Raw genomic sequence first — 17,481 nt, 5'->3', positions numbered from 1 at the left:
AACTTTTGGCCGCGGCCGATGCCCTGCAACCTAAGAGCTTCTATCATGACGAAAATGAACCGCCTGGCGGCCGCGCTGATCGCCGCACTGATCCTGCCGACCGCGCACGCCGCGCAGCAGCAGGATATCGACGCCGTTATTCAGCCGCTGATGAAAAAATATGGCGTGCCGGGCATGGCGATCGCCGTGTCGGTCGACGGCAAACAGCAGATTTACCCGTATGGCGTTGCCTCGAAGCAGACCGGCAAACCGATCACCGAGCAGACGCTGTTCGAAGTGGGCTCGCTGAGCAAAACCTTCACCGCGACGCTGGCGGTCTATGCGCAGCAGCAGGGCAAACTGTCGTTTAAAGACCCGGCCAGCCGCTACCTGCCCGAGCTGCGCGGCAGCGCCTTCGACGGCGTCAGCCTGCTGAATCTGGCGACGCATACCTCCGGTTTGCCGCTGTTCGTGCCTGACGACGTAACCGACAACGCCCAACTGATGGCGTACTACCGGGCCTGGCAGCCGAAACACCCGGCGGGCAGCTACCGCGTCTATTCCAACCTCGGCATCGGCATGCTGGGCATGATCGCCGCCAAGAGCCTCGACCAGCCGTTTATCCAGGCGATGGAACAGGGGATGCTGCCGGCGTTGGGCATGAGCCACACCTACGTTCAGGTGCCGGCTGCGCAGATGGCCAACTATGCGCAGGGCTACAGCAAGGACGATAAACCGGTGCGGGTCAATCCCGGCCCGCTGGACGCCGAATCTTACGGCATCAAGTCCAACGCCCGCGATCTGATTCGCTATCTGGACGCCAACCTGCAGCAGGTGAAGGTGGCGCAGCCGTGGCGCGAGGCGCTGGCCGCCACGCACGTCGGTTATTACAAGGCGGGTGCGTTCACGCAGGATCTGATGTGGGAGAACTACCCGTATCCGGTGAAGCTGTCGCGTTTGGTTGAAGGCAACAACGCCGGGATGATCATGAACGGCACGCCGGCCACCGCCATCACGCCGCCGCAGCCGGAATTGCGCGCCGGCTGGTATAACAAAACCGGCTCTACCGGCGGTTTCTCCACCTACGCGGTGTTTATCCCGGCGAAGAATATCGCCGTGGTGATGTTGGCCAACAAGTGGTTCCCGAATGACGATCGCGTCGAGGCGGCTTACCACATCATCCAGGCGCTGGAGAAGCACTGACGCTCAGGGGCGCCGGCGAGGCGCCCCTACCACCGATGCTGCCGTTCACGCCGCTCGCGCATGAAATCGATAAAGGCGCGCAGCTTGAGCGGCAGATGCCTGCCGGCGGGAAAGTAGATGAAAAATCCCGATGCCTCGCTGGCATACTCCGGCAGCACTTCCACCAGTTGCCCCTGCGCCAGTTCTTGCACCACCGTGCCCTGAAAACGCTGTGCGATACCCAGGCCCGCCAATGCCGCATCCTTGATCAACCGATCCTCGTTAAAGATCAAACTGCCGCTGACGTCCAGCGCGCGTTCATCGTCGCCCAGGCTGAAATACCAGGGCTCCATTTTTCCGCTGCCGGGAAAGCGGTAGCGCAGGCAGTGGTGAGCTGGCAGATCGTCCGGCGTGGCCGGTACGCCGCAGCGCGTCAGATAGTCGGGCGAGGCGACCAGCACCCGGCGCTGGCCGTTGTCGATTGGCACGGCGATCATGTCCTTTTGCAGCATCGCGTGCATGCGAATGCCGGCATCGAAACTGCCCAGCACCAGATCGGAAAAGCGGTCTTCGGTAAACAGCTCAAGCTGTACTTCGGGATAGCGCCGTTGAAATTCCGCCAGGTGCGGCATCACCAGCAGCGAAGCGGCCAGTTGCGGCAGCGTGATGCGCAGCAGGCCCGCCGGCTGTGCGCCCAGGGTGCGCACGTCGTCTGCCGCCACGTCGATCTGGCTCATGGCCGGCGAGACCTTCTGATAGAACAACCGGCCCTCGTCGCTGAGGCGCACCGAGCGGCTGGTGCGGTGAAATAAGCGCACCCCCAGCTGATTCTCCAGCGCCTGAATGTTTTGTGACACCGCCGGCGGCGTGACGCCCAGTTGGTTGGCTGCGCGGGTAAAGTTGCCCAGGCGTGCGACGGCTTCGAAATAGGGCAGCAGTTGCAGGAGTGAACTCATCTATTAATAACCTGTGCTTAATGATTCATTAAATTATGCCTTATTTTAATTTATGACGAACGTTTTAGACTGGTTTTACTTTCCCTCAGCGAGATAAAAATCATGTCGGCAACACAACGGGCGTTAACAGAACGGATCGCGGCGATCGATCAACAGGCGATGGCCGAAGGGCGCATCGTGGGCAGCGTAGTGCTGGTGGCGCGGCAGGGCGAGATTTGTTACGCCGGCGCGGCCGGTTATGCCGATCGCGAAGCGCGGCGGCCGATGCGGCGAGAAACGCAGTTTCGGCTGTCGTCGGTTTCCAAACCCTATACCACGCTGGCGGCGCTGCGCCTGATTGAACGGGGCAAGCTGAGCCTGGACGATGCGGTCAGCGACTGGCTGCCGTGGTTTACCCCGGCGCTGGCGGATGGCCGGCGCCCGACGATCAAGATCCGTCATTTGCTGAGTCATACCGCCGGGCTGGACTATCGGCTGAACCAACCGCCGGCAGGCGTTTACCATCAGTTGGGGATCCAGGACGGCGTGGAGCTGTCGACGCTGACGCTGGAGCAAAACCTGCGGCTGTTGGCGCAGGCACCGTTGCTGTCGCAACCGGGAGAGCGCTTCAATTATTCGCTGGCTATCGACGTGCTTGGCGCGGTGTTGGAGCGGGTGACGGGCATGCCGCTGCCGCAGCTGTTTGTCGAATGGGTGGCGCGGCCGCTGGGGCTCGGCAATACCGCGTTTTATACGACGGACGCCGCGAATCTGGCGACGCCGTATTACAACACGCCGCAAGGGCCGCAGCGCATGCATGAAGGCCTGCGGGTGGCGCTGCCGGAGGAGATGGCGGGGGGCGAGGTGCTGTTTTCACCCGCGCGGGCGCTTAACGCGGAGGCTTATCCTTCCGGCGGCGCGGGCATGGTCGGCGATGCCGACGATGTGCTGCAGCTGGTGGAAGCGTTGCGCAGCGGCGGGCAGGGCATCTTGCAGCCGGACACGGTGGCGTTGCTGCGCAGTCCGCATGTGGGGGCGCAGGCGCAAACGCAAGGGCCGGGCTGGGGATTTGGTTTCGGCGGCGCGCTGCTGGTGGACGCAGAAGCGGCGCAGACGCCGCAGCATGTCGGCACGCTGACCTGGGGCGGCGTTTATGGCCACAGCTGGTTCTTTGATCCACAGGCGCAGCTGAGCGTGGTGATACTGACCAACACCGCGTTTGAGGGCATGTGCGGCCGCTATCCGCAGCAGATCCGCGATGCGGTGTATGCGGCGCTGCAGGGATAAATAAAAAGGGCCCCGCAGGGGGCCCTTGTCAGGCTTTCAGGCGATTACTGCGCCGGTGCCGGAGCGGGTTCCGCTTCCTGCGCCGGTTCAGCGTCTTCCGCCGGGGCGCCCAGCATGGCGAACTGGCCGATGAACTCCTGCAGAGACATCTTGTTGCCGTTCAGGTCAACCTGATTGTCAGCGTAGTGGAACTTGCTCGCGATCACGCCGTCTTTCTGGGTGGTCAGCTTGAACATCTGGCCCATGGCCGCCAGGCCCTGCACTTGCTGCTGCGCCAGTTTCTGCGCGTCTTCCTCATTGTAACCCTGCAACAGAGCGGTCTTCGCGGTCACTTCGGTGGCCATCGCTTCCGGAATGGTCAGGCTGAGATCCAGCTTTTTAACCGCCTGAGCGATCACTTGATCCGGCGACTGTGCTGGGGAGGCGGCCTTGCTCGGATCGGTCATCGCCAGATCCAGCGTGAAGAGGCTCTCACCCTTGCTGTTTTTCCAGCTCAGCGGGGCGATGCTGAGGCTTGGGTTGCCTTTCAGCAGCATCGGCAGGTTCTTTTGCAGCATCTCGGAGGTCTGCTGTTCGTAGACGTCCGGATCCAGGTTCTCGCCCTGCTGCAGCAGCGCCATGGTTTGGCGGTTGTAGCTGTCGGAGAAGTCTTTCAGCGCCTTGCCGTCGACGTTGTCGATTTTCAGCGTCAGTTTACCGGCGCCGAAGTCGTTGCCCTGCACCTTGAGCGCGTCCATGGTGTAATCGATCTGGCCGCCGATGTTGCTGCTGCCTTGCTCGCCGAACTTGCTCACCAGATTGAAACCGTCCAACGCCACGGTGTCTTTACCGTCGATCGTCAGTTTGAACTGTTTCAGGGTCATCGTCTGATCGCCGAGCTTCACGCCGAACTTGCTTTCGTTGCTGTTGCCTTTCAGGTTGAAGCCCTGGAAGGTGATCTGCTCGTTTTGGCCGAATTCGTTCGGGCTGGCGAACACGATAGTGTCGCTATTGGCGTCCAGCGCGAATTTTTTCAGATCGCGGGACACGTCGGCGTCAATGGTGGCGCCGCTGAATTTCAACGAAGATTTATCCTTCTGGTAGTCCAGTGGGATAAAGTCGATGGTGGACGCGGTATCGCCGCTGTACGAGATGCGCGAATCGGCGGTAAACAGCGATTTGCCTTTGGTGGTTTCAAACAGGCCTTTCACCGCCGGGGTGTTTTCCAGCTCGGTATGCACCGACGCCATGCTCGGCAGCAGGTTGAATTTTTTCAGCTGCGCGAACGGGAACGGACCGTGATCGATGGTTTCCAGGAACGCCACTTCTTCACCGGCTTTCAGCGCCGCGTTTTCACTGGTATCCGTGCCGTCGGAACGCAGCACATAACGCACTTTACTGCTGAACAGGCCGCGCTGGTAATTTTCATAGCTCAGCTTGACGCCGGCTTTCGGCAGGTAGGCTTTCAGTTGGCCGTTGGCGTTGTCGACGACTTCGCCCATGTGCTGCTCGATCTGTTTCCCGGTGTACCAGGATGCCCCGGTCCATGCTGCGCCAAGAACGACAATGACGCTGACAGCGACTAACGATTTTTTCATAGCTCTGTTTCATCCTTTTTTCTTATCACCCTCCGTTGCGTGGGAGGGGCAAATAGGGGCCGCCAAAAAACGCCCGCAGGCGTTTAATTGTGGGGGCAGCTCTCGCTTTCAGCAAGCAATTTGCTGAAATTTATCAACGGTTAGGCCAGTTGGTTATAAACCCGGGCGATGCGGCCGCTGCCGCTGACGTTGACCGGGGATTCGAAGGCGCCGATAAAGCAGGATTCACCCGGTTTGAGCGTCAGGCGCTGCCCGGATTTTTCCAGCGTCGCTTCGCCGCTGACGCAGAACACGATAGCCGCGCTCCGCTGTGCCAGCGCCTGCGGCGCGGCGGTCAAATCGTGCAGTGAGAAGGCGAAATCTTCCACCGGGATCGGGAAGAACAGCTCGTTGCCGCGCCGCTCCGGTTGGGTCAGCAGGCCGGAAGCCGGCTGCGGGCGAAACTGCAGGTTGGCCAGCAGCTCGGGCACGTCGATAAATTTCGGCGTCAGGCCGGCACGCAGCACGTTATCCGAGTTGGCCATCACTTCCAGCGCCACGCCTTTCAGGTAGGCGTGCGGCGTTTCGGCATACAGGAACATCGCTTCGCCCGGCGCGAGCTGCACCACGTTCAGCAGCAGCGGTGAGAACAGGCCGCTGTCGTCCGGATAGAAACCGGCGATGAACCGCACGGTATCCCAGGGTTCACCCTGCTGGTTGTTGAGCGCGGCTTTCAGCACGCCGAGTGCCAGCGACTTCTGCTCGCCGCTCATCGTCAACAGGCTGGCGAACAGGGTAGACAGATGGGCGGTGTCCGGCTGCTGCAGGAAGGCGGCGATATCGTGGTGCGCGCCGGCGATAGGTTGCAGCAGGGAAACGATATCGGCCAATTCACGAAAACCGTTCATCGCCAGGAACGGCGTCAGCGCGAACACCAGCTCGGGCTTGTGATTGGGATCTTTGTAGTTGCGTTCGGCGGCGCTCAGCGGGATGCCGGCGGCGTTCTCTTTCGCGAAGCCGACCTCGGCCGCCGCTTTGCTCGGGTGGACCTGGATCGACAGCGGCTGATCGGCGCACAGCACTTTAAACAGGAACGGCAACTCGCCAAAACGGCTGGCGACGTTGGCGCCCAGCTGTTTTGGCTGGTCTTCGTCGATCAGATCGCGGAGCGAACGCAGTTCACCGTCGGCGCCCGGCACGCGGGAAGGGCTCTTGGGATGGGCGCCCATCCACAGTTCGGCCATCGGCTGATTATCCGGGTTGGCGATGCCGTAAAGACGGGTCAGCGCGTCGTGGCTGCCCCAAGCGTAATTCTGTACCGCGTTGGTCATTTTTTGCATGTCGATAAACGTCCTTCTGCGTCATTGCCGCACTATTGGCAATTAACCTTCTGATTTTATACGGTTAACTCAATCTATGCCGACGACCATCATACCCTCGCGTCGGCAGGAAAAATCATGGGCGCGATCAAAACATCGCCGGATAACGTCGCGCCCGGCAACGGGGCCAAAGTATAGCGTGATAACGATCGGCGTCTCAATTGGTGCGCAGGTCTCAACGCGGCCCAGAAAATCCGTCGCAAGATTATTCTTTGGGAGAATGGGTTATTGCCGATAGCTCGTTTATCCTGCGTCATTATTTATTCTTCAACATGTCAAACTATGTCGGCTGAATTTATTTTTTACCGTCTGAGCCATTCCCTTATTATTATTTTCGCGCTGCGCCGGGCGATCACACGCCGAGCTTAAACCGGCGCGTCAGACCCCTTTACCGTAACGGCCAACGAGTCGATTTAACGAAACAAGAGGTCTGTTGCATGAAAAAACTGTTGTTGTTGTTGGGCTTTTGCACCGGCGCAGCTCAGGCGGCGGTGATTGTCGCCTATCCCTACGCGGCTCCGCGCGCCGTGGTGATCGCGCCGGCACCGATCGTCGTTGCACCCGCGCCGGTAGCGGTTCCCACCGCGATCGCACCCGTGGCGCACCCGCTGGCACTTACCGCCGGCACGGTGGCGACCGGGGCGTATCGGCATAATGAACGGCAGGACGCCTATGACGAGATCAATCATCTGCAGCAACAACGTATCGATGAGCTCAATCATTTACAGGCGCAACGCATCAATAATTTTAATTCGCGTCATCCGCGTTAATGGCTACCCACACTTTTATTCTCCGGACTCATTTCCGGCCATTTATTTCGGCGCGGGTTAACCGGCGGAAAATAACCTCGTCATTGATGGGTAAAAGAGATGAAACGTGCTGTGAGATAACTCTCTTAATGCGAATAGTTATTATGTCACTATACTGGGAGTGCATGCCGACGGGGGGTAGCGCGTCGGCCTAACCCTACAATTTTAGGAATTATGCTAAGGAGATCATGATGGCAGGCGTTCGTATCGAAAAAGACTCTATGGGCCCCATCGAAGTCGCGGCCGACAAGCTGTGGGGCGCGCAAACCCAGCGTTCGTTGGCACATTTCCGTATTTCCTCCGAAAAGATGCCGACCGCGCTGATCCACGCGCTGGCGTTGACCAAGCGCGCCGCCGCGCAGGTGAACGTGGATCTGGGGCTGCTGCCGGCCGAGCGGGGTGCCGCCATCATCAACGCCGCCGACGAAGTGCTGGCGGATCGTCATGCTGACCAGTTCCCGCTGTCCATCTGGCAAACCGGCTCCGGTACCCAGACCAACATGAACATGAACGAAGTGTTGGCCAATCGCGCTAGCGAGCTACTGGGCGGCGTGCGCGGTGAAGAGCGCAAGGTGCATCCGAACGACGACGTCAATAAAAGCCAGAGCTCCAACGACGTGTTTCCCACCGCGATGCACGTGGCGGCGGTGATTGCGCTGCGCGAGCACCTGATCCCCGAGCTGAAAGTGCTGCACAAGACGCTGAGCGACAAGGCCGAAGCCTACCGCGACATCGTTAAAATCGGCCGCACCCATCTGCAGGACGCCACGCCGCTGACCCTGGGGCAGGAAATCTCTGGCTGGGCGGCGATGCTGGCGCACAATCTGAAACACATCGAGGGCAGTATTCCGCACATCGCCGAGCTGGCGCTGGGCGGCACGGCGGTCGGCACCGGCCTGAATACCCATCCGGAGTACGCGGTGCGCGTCGCTAAAGCGCTGGCGGAATTGACCCATCAGCCGTTCGTCACCGCGCCGAACAAGTTCGAAGCGCTGGCGACCTGCGATGCGCTGGTGCAAGGGCATGGCGCGCTGAAAGGGCTGGCGGCTTCGCTGATGAAGATCGCCAACGACGTGCGCTGGCTGGCGTCTGGCCCGCGCTGCGGCATCGGCGAGATCTCGATCCCGGAGAACGAGCCGGGCAGCTCCATCATGCCGGGCAAAGTCAACCCGACCCAGTGTGAAGCGATGACCATGCTGTGCGCGCAGGTGCTGGGCAACGACGTGGCGGTGAACATCGGCGGGGCTTCCGGCAACTTCGAGCTGAACGTGTTCCGCCCGATGGTGATCCACAACTACCTGCAGTCGATCCGCCTGCTGGCCGACGGTATGCAGGGCTTCAACGAGCACTGCGCGGTGGGCATCGAACCGAACCGCGATCGCATTACCCAGTTGCTGAATGAATCGCTGATGCTGGTGACGGCGCTCAACACCCATATCGGTTATGACAAAGCGGCGGAAATCGCCAAGAAAGCGCACAAGGAAGGGCTGACGTTGAAAGCCGCGGCGCTGAAGCTCGGCTATCTGACCGAAGCGCAGTTCGATGAGTGGGTGCGGCCGGAAGCGATGGTCGGCAGCATGCAGAAGTAACCGCGTTCATCACCATCTCTTAACGGGGCGCGGTTGCGCCCCGTCTTTTCATGCTAATCCTTCCAGCACCGACAACAGCGCCTGCGGCTCCGGCCGCCGGGTGTAATCGGCGTGCGCTTCGGCGTAGACAATACGGCCATCGGGAGTAATGACGAACCGCGCCGGCAGCGGCAGCGTCCAGCTGTCATCCTGGTTGAACTGCGCCAGATCGAGGCCGAGCCGCTGTTGATACAGGGCGATCAGCGCGTCCGGCTGGCGGTAACGCAGGCCGAATTGAGCCGCCAGGCGATTGCCTGCATCGCTGAGCAGCGGAAAGGTGAGATCGTGATCGCGCGCGGCCTGGCGGTTATGCACCGCGCTCTGCGGTGAAATGGCCACGAGCTGCGCGCCGTGATGCGTGATGGCGGGGAGTGCGGCCTGCAGCGCCTGCAGATCGAGCGTACAGTAAGGGCACCAGACCCCGCGATAGAAACTGATGACCAGTGGGCCCTTCGCCAACAGCGCCGCGGAAGAGCATGGCCGGTTTTCGCTGTCCGGTAGGATAAAGCCGGGCGCGGCGTCGCCGACCGTCAGCGCGCATTCGGTAATGCCCGACGCGATCTGCGCCTGGATCGCCTCACGCATCAGCGCGTGATCTTGCGCCGCGAGTTTGAACGGCAGTTGGTCGGTTTCGAATGCCACTTTGAAGGCATCGAGTTTGTCTTGCAGTGTCATGCGTTCTCCTGATGGGAATGAGGGGGAGCGCTCATCTTGCCCATTCCTAAATGGCGCGTGTAGACTGCAATAAATGCTAACCGTTATTCCATCAAGGAATGTCATGGGTAAATTTGCCGATTACGAAACCTATGCCTGCGTTTACGAGAGCGGTTCCTTTACCGCGGCAGCGCGGCGGCTGCACGTGGGGCAGCCGGCAGTCTCAAAAGCGGTGGCGCGGCTGGAACAGCAGCTCGGCACGCGCCTGATGCTGCGCTCGACCCACGGCCTGCAGCCGACGGATGCGGGACAGCAGCTGTATCAACGCACCCGACGTATCCTTAACGAGCTGGCGGAGACCGAAGCGCTGGTGCAGAGCGCTGGCGAGACCCTGAGCGGCCGGCTTCGGGTCGCTTCGGCGGCGGTGTTCGCCCGCATCGTTCCCTTGCCTGATTTGACGGCGTTTATGCGCGCCAATCCGCGGTTGAACGTCGATCTGCTGCTGGATGACGGCAATTTGTCGCTGATTGAAGAGGGCATCGATATTGCCCTGTGTATTGGCGAATTGGAGGATTCCGGCTTTACCGCCCGCAAGCTGGGTGAGGTAAAGCAATGCGTGATCGGCACGCCCGGCTATTTTGCCGCTGCCGGTATGCCGCAGCGGCCGGAAGATCTGTTGCAGCATGAGATGGTGATTTACCATCACCGTGGCGGCGGCGAGCAGTGGCGCTTCAGCCGTGGAGAGGAACAGCGCACGCTGCGGCTGCCAGGGCGCATGCGGGTCAACGCGGCGGAGTGCGTGCGCGAGCTGGTGATGGCGGACTTCGGTGCTACCGTCGCCAGCGAAGGCATGTTTCGCAACGAGCTGCAAAGCGGGGCGGCGATTGCGGCCTTAGCGGACTGGCAACTGCCGCCGCTGGCGCTGTGGGCGGTGTTCCCCGGCGGCCATTTCGTTTCGGCCAAGGCGCGGGCCTTTGCCGATTTTGTCCAAACCGCGTTATGCAGGGAGCCGTGATATGTCGCGCGCACAACGTTTACTCGATCTGATGCAGCTGCTGCGCAGCCACCGTTATCCGGTGGCGGGCCATGCGCTGGCGCAGACGCTGGGCATCAGCATGCGCACGCTGTACCGCGATATCGCCACGCTGCAGCAGCAGGGGGCGGAGATCGCCGGCGAGGCGGGCGTCGGTTATGTGCTGCGCCCCGGCTTCATGCTACCGCCGCTGATGTTCTCGCAGGCGGAGACAGAAGCACTGGTGCTGGGGATGCGCTGGGTCAGCCGCCACGGCGACAGTCAGCTGGCGAGTGCGGCGGGCCAGGCGCTGGCCAAGATCGCTGACGTGCTGCCGCCGGCACTGCGGGAGGAGCTTGAGGCCAACACGCTGTTGATAGCGCCGGTTCAGGCGCCGCCGGTGGCGGATGAGCTGCGGGTGCTGATCCGTGACACCATCCGCCGCGAGCGCAAGCTGCATATCGACTATCTTGACCTGGCGGGGCAGCGCAGCGAACGCCTGTTGTGGCCCTTTGCACTGGGTTTTTTCGACCAGTTCCAGATGTTGGTCGCCTGGTGCGAGCTGCGCCAGGCCTTTCGTCATTTTCGCCTCGATCGCATCCAGGCCGCCACGCCGTTGGAACCGCGCTATCCGCGCGGACGGCGGCGGCTGCTGAAAGAGTGGCGCCTCAGCGAGGGCATTGCGGAGCAATAGCGGCACGCTGCTGCCATAAACTGTCAGTCGCGCGCCTTAGTCTGTGCCTATCGGGAACCGGCCGGTTCCCATCATCCAGAGGACAGACCGATGACCCTTCCCAGCATGACCCTGCTTTACGTCGACAATCCGCTGAACAGTGCCGCCTTTTATCAACGTTTACTGGGACAGGCGCCGGTAGAGCTTTCTCCCGGCTTCGCCCTGTTTGTGCTCAACAACGGCTTCAAGCTGGGGATGTGGGCCAAACAGGGGGTAAAACCCGCTGCCACGTTGACCGGCGGCGGCGGTGAGCTGGGCTTCTTGTGCCAGGATCCGCAAGAGGTCGAAGCGCGCTATAACCAGTGGCGCGAACTCGGGCTGCCTATCGAGCAAACGCCGACCGAGATGGAATTCGGTTACACCTTCGTCGCACGGGATCCGGACGGCCATCGCCTGCGAGTATATGCCCTCAGCGAGTAGCGTCATCGGCATACAGGTGCAAGCGCGGCACCAGCAGCCGCAGCGGTCGGGCGTCGGGTTTGTAACGGTGTTTCACCGCGTCAACGTCGTAGTTGAGCAGCTCGCCAATCTTCGGCACTGCGGCGCCGCTCTCTACCTGACACAGGGCGATCAGCGGCAGCGGGCAGGGGTGCTGCACCTGCTTTTGCTGCTGCTGATACCACACGCGGGCGATAGGTTGTACTTTGACCGGCCGCTTGATTTTCAGCGTCGCGTACTGCGGCAGACGGCTGACATCGTCTATTTCGCGGCTGACCAGGGCGGCCCACTGTTCACGGCTGTGCGGCGGCACCGCGCGGCCGGCTTTCAGGCTTTTCTCCAGCTGCGCCAGGATGTCGTCCCGCTTGACGTTTTTGATGATGTGCTTGTTGGCCCAGCCGAAGCGCACCGAGTCGGGGTTGGTCAGGGCGGTGAGGGTGCGGTAGGCGCTGAGGGTAATCAGCCCGTGCAGATGGGTGTGTACGAACTCGAAACGCTGCTCCGGCGCCAGACCGGAATCGACGGTGATAATCTGCTCCAGTTCGCCCTTCAGGCGGTTGATCAGCGCCAGCTGCGCCTGCAGCGCCTGATACTCCGGTTGCTCCACCGCCAGACAGATAACGCCGGGCAGCCGCACGGCGGCCTTGCTGCTGACATTCTCCCGGTTATGGTGGATGAACAGCCGCTGATAATGCTCCAGCGCCAGATCGCGCGCCGCTTGTCCCACGTGCTGTTCGACCGCGATATGCGAGATAGCCTGATGTTCCTGGCCTTTTTCAACCTCCGGCAGGCTGAACACCCGCGCTGCCAGCAAGCGCAGCGGGGTGATCTGCTGCTGCAATGCGCTCAGCGCCTGCTCTAGCTCGACAAAGCAGGCATTCATTCGGCCAATCACATCGTATCTGCTCATCGTACGCTCCTATTTTAGTTACAACATACTATAGGAGAGTAGCAGGCAGGGGGCAACATCGGCGATGGGGAAATACTCGGCTTAACTGCCCGCCCGGCTTACCAGGGGGAAATAGGGCGGGTAGCAGGGGGAATTCTCTCGCTCGTCTGCCACACATGCGGGTAAGCGTGATTGTCGAAAATAAACCTGGTCTTCTTATGGTTTTGATTCATGGATGAATTTTTTCCCGCTCGTTTATTTTTTGTTTAGTCCATTTCTCGTTTGCCGTTGTCCAATCGCTGGAACAAACAGAATGGCAGGACGCTATGAGCCCTTGGGGTTATCTTTTCTTCTGTCATTAACGGGTGCTTTAACAGGAGGTTTACTGTGGATATTAAACAGAAAGTCAAAAACATGACGCTGGAAGAGAAGATCGGGCAAAAAATCATGCTGGATTTTCGCTACTGGGATCGGAACGGTAGCAGCAATCAGGATATGACCGTTCCCGATGAAGCCATTGGCAAGCTGATCGCCGATAACCACGTGGGCGGGGTAATCCTGTTCGCCAATAATCTGAAAGACAAGCAGCAGATCAAAACGTTGACGGCTTGGTATGCCGCGATGAAAACGCACGCCGGCATTCGCCTGTTTATCGGCACGGATAATGAGGGCGGTAACGTTTTCCGGCTGCCGCGCGGCGACTATGCCTCATTCCCCGGCAATATGGCGCTGGCGGCGGCGATTGAGGGCGGTGCGGATAAACAGCTCGCCGTTGAACAGGGCAAGCTGATGGCCCAGGATATGCGCGCGTTGCATATCAATACCAACTTTGCCCCGGTCGTGGACGTCAACACCAACCCGTTCAACCCGGTGATTAACGTTCGCGCCTTCAGCGATGATAAGAACGCCGTTTCCCGCCTGGCCGAGAAAATGGTGGCGGGGATGAAGCAGCAAGGGCTTATCACCGCTTACAAACACTTCCCTGGCCATGGCAGCACCTCCACCGACTCGCATACCGGTTTGCCGCGCGTCGATCGTACGCGGGAAGAGGCGTTTGCCATCGATATCGCGCCTTACAAACAGGCCATTGACCGCTGTGCGGCGCCGGACATGGTCATGACCGCGCATATTCAGTACCCCGCGCTGGATAACCGCCAGATCGACACCCGCAGCGGAGAAAAAATCACGGTGCCGGCCACCATGTCGTATGAAATTCAGACCCGCATCCTGCGCAATGAGTTGGGGTATGCCGGCGTAACGATTTCAGACGCGCTGGATATGGGCGCGATTGCTGAGCACTTCACCCAACAGGGGGCGGCTGAAAACGTCTTTGCCGCCGGGGTGGATATCGCCCTGATGCCTGTCAGCATCGCTTCGCCGGCCCAGGCTAACCTGCTGCCGGACCTGATTCGTTACCTTGCGGACCGGGTGAAAACAGGGCATCTCAGCGAGGCCGATATCGATGCTTCGGTCGAGCGCATTTTGCGCCTCAAATTACGCCATCACCTGATGGGGCATCGCGAAGCCTCTTGTTCCAGCAGCGTTTCGTCCTCAGCGCATAAGCTGGAAAAACGCATCGCCGATCGCTCCATTACCGTGGTCATTAACCGCCACAGCCTGCTGCCGTTGAAAGACAAGGCGCTGCGCTATTTTATCCTGACCCCGTGGGGTGAGCAGGCCAAAGGCATCGCTAACGTGATGGCACAGGAAGGCTACCAGAACGTCGTTGCCGCGAAGGAAACGGAACTGAGCGATGCTCAGGTTAGGGCGCATATTGCCGATTGCGACGTGTTCCTGCTCGGCACGCTTTCGACCCGCTTTACGCCTGCTGAACAGGATGGGGTCATTACCTCCGCAACCGGAGCGAGTAATGACAGCATCCCTTATCCGGGCTGGTTGAAATACGCCGCCGAACAGGGGAAAAAGCGCGTTCACCTCTCACTGCGCGCACCTTACGATATCGTGAACTATGCCGCAGACGTGGAGGCGGCCGTCGCCACCTATTCTTACTACGGGTATGACAGCGGCGTGTGGCGCGGTCCCTCGATGATATCTCTGGCACAGGTGCTGACGGGAAAAATCACACCGCACGGAAAACTGCCGGTCAACACCTGGCATGACTACGATGTGGAGACCAACACGGGCAAGATCGCATTCCCTCGCGGGACCGGGCTGAGCTGGTAATGGGACAAGTACCGGCGTCGTCAGAAAGGGCGACGCCGGCAGCTTGCTCGCGTTGAGAAAGCGGGCGGTTTCTTGCTCTGCACGATACGACATGGGATAACCGTCACTCACGGAAGGAGAACATTTATGCCGACAGGCGCAACAAAACTAGGCGGATGGCTGTTGATGGCCGCCATGCTGGGCGTGAGCGGATGCGCCAAACCCCCTGAGCCGGAAAAGCCTCCGCAGCCTGCACCGCCGGTTACACCGATGCGGGGCATCTGGCTGGCCACGGTCATTGGCTTGGACTGGCCGCCGGCGGCCTCCCTGAAAGCGGAAACGGCGCAAGAGCGGGTGCGCCTGCAGCAGCAGGGGCTGACGGACGCACTGGACGACATGGTGAAAACCGGGATTAACACGGTGTATTTTCAGGTTAAACCGGACGGAACGGCCCTGTGGCGTTCTGACATCTTGCCTTGGTCTGAGGTCTTGACCGGCACCGTGGGCCAGGATCCGGGTTATGATCCGCTGGCCTTTATGCTGCAAGAAGCGCACCGGCGCGGTATCAAGGTCCACGCCTGGCTGAACCCTTATCGGGTTTCCATGAATACCCGACAGCAAACGATTGATACACTTAATCAGACGTTGCAGTCCCCACCGGCCAGCGTCTATGCGCTGCATCCTGACTGGATCCGCACGGCCAACGACCGCTTCGTGCTCGATCCTGGCTTACCCGACGTGCGCAACTGGATCACTGGCGTGGTGGCTGAAATAGTCAAAAACTATGATGTCGATGGCATTCAATTTGACGATTATTTCTATTACGAAACGCCGCAATCGCCGCTGGATGATGGGAAGACGTATCGCGCCTACGGCAAAGGGTTTGCAGACAAGGCCAGTTGGCGAAGAGACAATACGCTGCAATTGATAAAACAGGTTTCAGCCACCGTCAGGGCGCTAAAGCCCGCTGTCGCGTTTGGCGTCAGCCCGGCGGGCGTATGGCGAAACAAAGCGGACGATCCTGCCGGCTCGGCGACGCGGGCAGGGGCGCCATCGTACGATACGGCCTATGCCGATACGCGCCAGTGGGTAAAACTGGGGCTGCTCGACTATATCGCACCACAGCTGTATTGGCCTTTTGATCGTGAAATTGTCCGCTACGACGTGCTGGCCAACTGGTGGGCCGAGGTGGTGAAAGGCACGCCGGTTCGGCTCTATGCCGGGGTGGCGCTGTATAAAGTGGGCACGCCATCGGCCAGCGAGCCGGCCTGGACCGTCGACGGCGGCGTTCCCGAGCTGAAAAGGCAGTTGGATCTCAACGAGAGCCTGCCGGGGATGGGGGGAACCATCCTGTTCCGGCAACGCTATCTGACCGAGCCGCAAACGGATAAGGCCGTGGAGTACCTGCGCACCCGCTGGAAAACCGGTCAATAATCACAGGCACTGGCAGGACGAGCCGCGGCAAATCGCCGCGGCTTTTTCTTTTCAAAGACGAGCGGCTTCCGGCAGGCGTTTCAGGTAATGCACCACCAGCAGCGCCAGCAACAGCATCAGGCTGATAAACGCCGCTACGCCATTCCAGCCGAAGCTGTGCCAGAACACGCCGCCGAGGGTGCCGGCCACGCTGGAGCCGACGTAATAGCAGAACAGATACAGCGACGACGCCTGGCCTTTGGCGCGGCGCGCACGGCGGCCAATCCAGCTGCTGGCCACCGAGTGGGCGGCGAAGAAACCGGCGGTGAACAGCATCATGCCGATAAAGATCGCCGGTACCTGCGGCAGCGCGGTAATCAGGATCCCGATCAGCATAATCACGATTGACGCCAGCAGCACCGGGCCACGTCCGAAGCGCGAGGTGAGCGCGCCGGCCTTGGGCGAGCTGTAGGAACCGGTGAGGTACACCACCGACAGCAGGCCGACAATCGCCTGGCTCAGGTGGTAAGGATCCGCCAGCAGGCGATAGCCGATATAGTTGAACAGGGTGACGAAGCTGCCCATCAGCAGGAAACCTTCCGCGAACAGCAGCGGCAGGCCCTTATCGTGCCAATGCAGCTTGAAGTTGATCAGCAGGGTGCGCGGGCGCAGCGAGCTGGCGCGAAAATGCCGCGAGGCAGGCAGGATACGCCAGAACATGCAGGCGGCGGCGAGGGCGAACAGGCCGATGACCCCGAGCGATACGCGCCAGGAGAAGAAGTCGGTCAATACCCCGGTCACCAGGCGGCCGCTCATGCCGCCGATCGAGTTGCCGCTGATGTACAGCCCCATCGAGAAGGCGACGAAGCTGGGATGGATCTCTTCGCTGAGATAGGTCATGCCGACCGCCGCCACGCCGCTCAGCGACAGGCCGATCAGCGCTCGCATCAGCAAAATGCCGTGCCAACTGGTCATAAAGGCGCAGATCAGCGTGCAGACCGCCGCCAGCAGCAGCGCTACCACCATCACCGATTTACGGCCGATGGCGTCTGACAGCGGCCCGGTGAACATCAGGCCGATCGCCAGCAGGCCGGTAGAGACCGAAAGCGACAGGCTGCTTTCCGCCGGCGATACGCCGAAGTCTTGCGACAGCACCGGCAGGATCGGCTGCACGCAGTAGAGCAGCGCGAAGGTCGCCAGCCCGGCGGAAAACAGCGCCAGCGTTACGCGCATAAACTGCGGCGTGCCGCGTTCGATATAGGGGAGTTTGTTGTTGAGGGTGGAGCGTTTTACTTTTGGCGCAGCGGCCGCGTCATCGTTGGCGGCCAGCGTCGACGGCATCACGGCCGCAGAACGCACAGGGGTTGTCACAGCGTTTCCTTACCGAACTTCGGGGAGATAAACAGACACTTTGCAGATAACAA

15 protein-coding genes are annotated in these 17,481 nt (G+C 60.6%); 9 read left to right on the top strand and 6 right to left on the bottom strand.

The features are described from left to right. Positions 1-45: 45 nt before the first annotated feature. Positions 46-1,182, top strand: a complete 1,137-nt coding sequence (blaSRT, locus tag BVU99_RS16835) for an SRT/SST family class C beta-lactamase (protein WP_025302697.1) — start codon at positions 46-48, stop codon at positions 1,180-1,182. A 26-nt stretch (positions 1,183-1,208) separates the two neighbouring features. Here the strand turns inward: blaSRT and BVU99_RS16830 are convergent, their stop codons facing one another. Beyond that, positions 1,209-2,117 carry a LysR family transcriptional regulator gene (locus BVU99_RS16830; protein ID WP_025302698.1) on the bottom strand — a complete coding sequence of 303 codons (909 nt, stop codon included), beginning with the start codon at positions 2,115-2,117 and terminating at the stop codon, positions 1,209-1,211. Positions 2,118-2,219: 102 nt separating this feature from the next. Between BVU99_RS16830 and BVU99_RS16825 the strand changes: the two genes are divergently transcribed. Beyond that, a complete protein-coding gene (locus BVU99_RS16825) occupies positions 2,220-3,383 on the top strand; it encodes a serine hydrolase domain-containing protein (protein WP_049208133.1) in 1,164 nt (387 codons plus the stop codon). Between the two features lie 44 nt (positions 3,384-3,427). Here BVU99_RS16825 and BVU99_RS16820 read toward each other — a convergent pair whose 3' ends face one another. Both BVU99_RS16820 and manA read right to left on the bottom strand, forming a co-directional pair. Further along, positions 3,428-4,960: a YdgA family protein gene (locus BVU99_RS16820; protein WP_025302700.1), complete on the bottom strand. Its 1,533-nt coding sequence runs from the start codon at positions 4,958-4,960 to the stop codon at positions 3,428-3,430. A 140-nt stretch (positions 4,961-5,100) separates the two neighbouring features. Continuing rightward, positions 5,101-6,279, bottom strand: a complete 1,179-nt coding sequence (gene manA / locus BVU99_RS16815; RefSeq protein WP_025302701.1) for a mannose-6-phosphate isomerase — start codon at positions 6,277-6,279, stop codon at positions 5,101-5,103. 476 nt (positions 6,280-6,755) lie between these two features. Here manA and BVU99_RS16810 point away from each other — a divergent pair, with 476 nt between their 5' ends. Further along, positions 6,756-7,088, top strand: a complete 333-nt coding sequence (locus tag BVU99_RS16810) for a hypothetical protein (protein ID WP_099816804.1) — start codon at positions 6,756-6,758, stop codon at positions 7,086-7,088. A 230-nt stretch (positions 7,089-7,318) separates the two neighbouring features. Further along, on the top strand, positions 7,319-8,716 hold the full coding sequence (gene fumC / locus BVU99_RS16805) for a class II fumarate hydratase (protein WP_049203492.1): 1,398 nt from the start codon (positions 7,319-7,321) through the stop codon (positions 8,714-8,716). 48 nt (positions 8,717-8,764) lie between these two features. Here fumC and BVU99_RS16800 read toward each other — a convergent pair whose 3' ends face one another. After that, on the bottom strand, positions 8,765-9,430 hold the full coding sequence (locus tag BVU99_RS16800) for a peroxiredoxin-like family protein (RefSeq protein WP_099816805.1): 666 nt from the start codon (positions 9,428-9,430) through the stop codon (positions 8,765-8,767). A 103-nt stretch (positions 9,431-9,533) separates the two neighbouring features. On the opposite strand from BVU99_RS16800, the gene BVU99_RS16795 reads away from it, so the two are divergent. The 3 genes from BVU99_RS16795 (at position 9,534) to BVU99_RS16785 (ending at position 11,574) form a co-directional block, all read left to right on the top strand. Beyond that, positions 9,534-10,424 carry a LysR family transcriptional regulator gene (locus BVU99_RS16795; RefSeq protein WP_025302705.1) on the top strand — a complete coding sequence of 297 codons (891 nt, stop codon included), beginning with the start codon at positions 9,534-9,536 and terminating at the stop codon, positions 10,422-10,424. A gap of 1 nt (position 10,425) precedes the next feature. Beyond that, complete coding sequence (locus BVU99_RS16790; protein WP_025302706.1) at positions 10,426-11,115, top strand: YafY family protein; 690 nt, start codon at positions 10,426-10,428, stop codon at positions 11,113-11,115. Positions 11,116-11,205: 90 nt separating this feature from the next. Next, the gene (locus tag BVU99_RS16785) at positions 11,206-11,574 is read left to right on the top strand and encodes a VOC family protein (RefSeq protein ID WP_028128189.1); all 369 of its coding nucleotides are present in this window, start codon (positions 11,206-11,208) and stop codon (positions 11,572-11,574) included. On the opposite strand, the gene tus is transcribed toward BVU99_RS16785, so the two are convergent. Further along, a complete protein-coding gene (tus, locus tag BVU99_RS16780) occupies positions 11,564-12,502 on the bottom strand; it encodes a DNA replication terminus site-binding protein (protein WP_099816806.1) in 939 nt (312 codons plus the stop codon). The genes BVU99_RS16785 and tus overlap by 11 nt on opposite strands. A 366-nt stretch (positions 12,503-12,868) precedes the next feature. Here tus and BVU99_RS16775 point away from each other — a divergent pair, with 366 nt between their 5' ends. Then, on the top strand, positions 12,869-14,665 hold the full coding sequence (locus BVU99_RS16775; RefSeq protein WP_099816807.1) for a glycoside hydrolase family 3 protein: 1,797 nt from the start codon (positions 12,869-12,871) through the stop codon (positions 14,663-14,665). A gap of 249 nt (positions 14,666-14,914) precedes the next feature. After that, entirely contained in the window at positions 14,915-16,078 is a 1,164-nt protein-coding gene (locus BVU99_RS16770; RefSeq protein ID WP_099816838.1) for a glycoside hydrolase family 10 protein, read from the top strand. Positions 16,079-16,129: 51 nt separating this feature from the next. Here BVU99_RS16770 and BVU99_RS16765 read toward each other — a convergent pair whose 3' ends face one another. Then, on the bottom strand, positions 16,130-17,398 hold the full coding sequence (locus tag BVU99_RS16765) for an MFS transporter (RefSeq protein WP_031300458.1): 1,269 nt from the start codon (positions 17,396-17,398) through the stop codon (positions 16,130-16,132). Between the last annotated feature and the right edge of the window lie 83 nt (positions 17,399-17,481).

The organism is Serratia sp. OLAL2 (genome assembly GCF_002752475.1).
Lineage (GTDB): Bacteria > Pseudomonadota > Gammaproteobacteria > Enterobacterales > Enterobacteriaceae > Serratia > Serratia bockelmannii.
The sequence above is the reverse complement of the archived record's forward strand: the minus strand, read 5'-3'. Positions and strand labels throughout refer to the sequence as shown.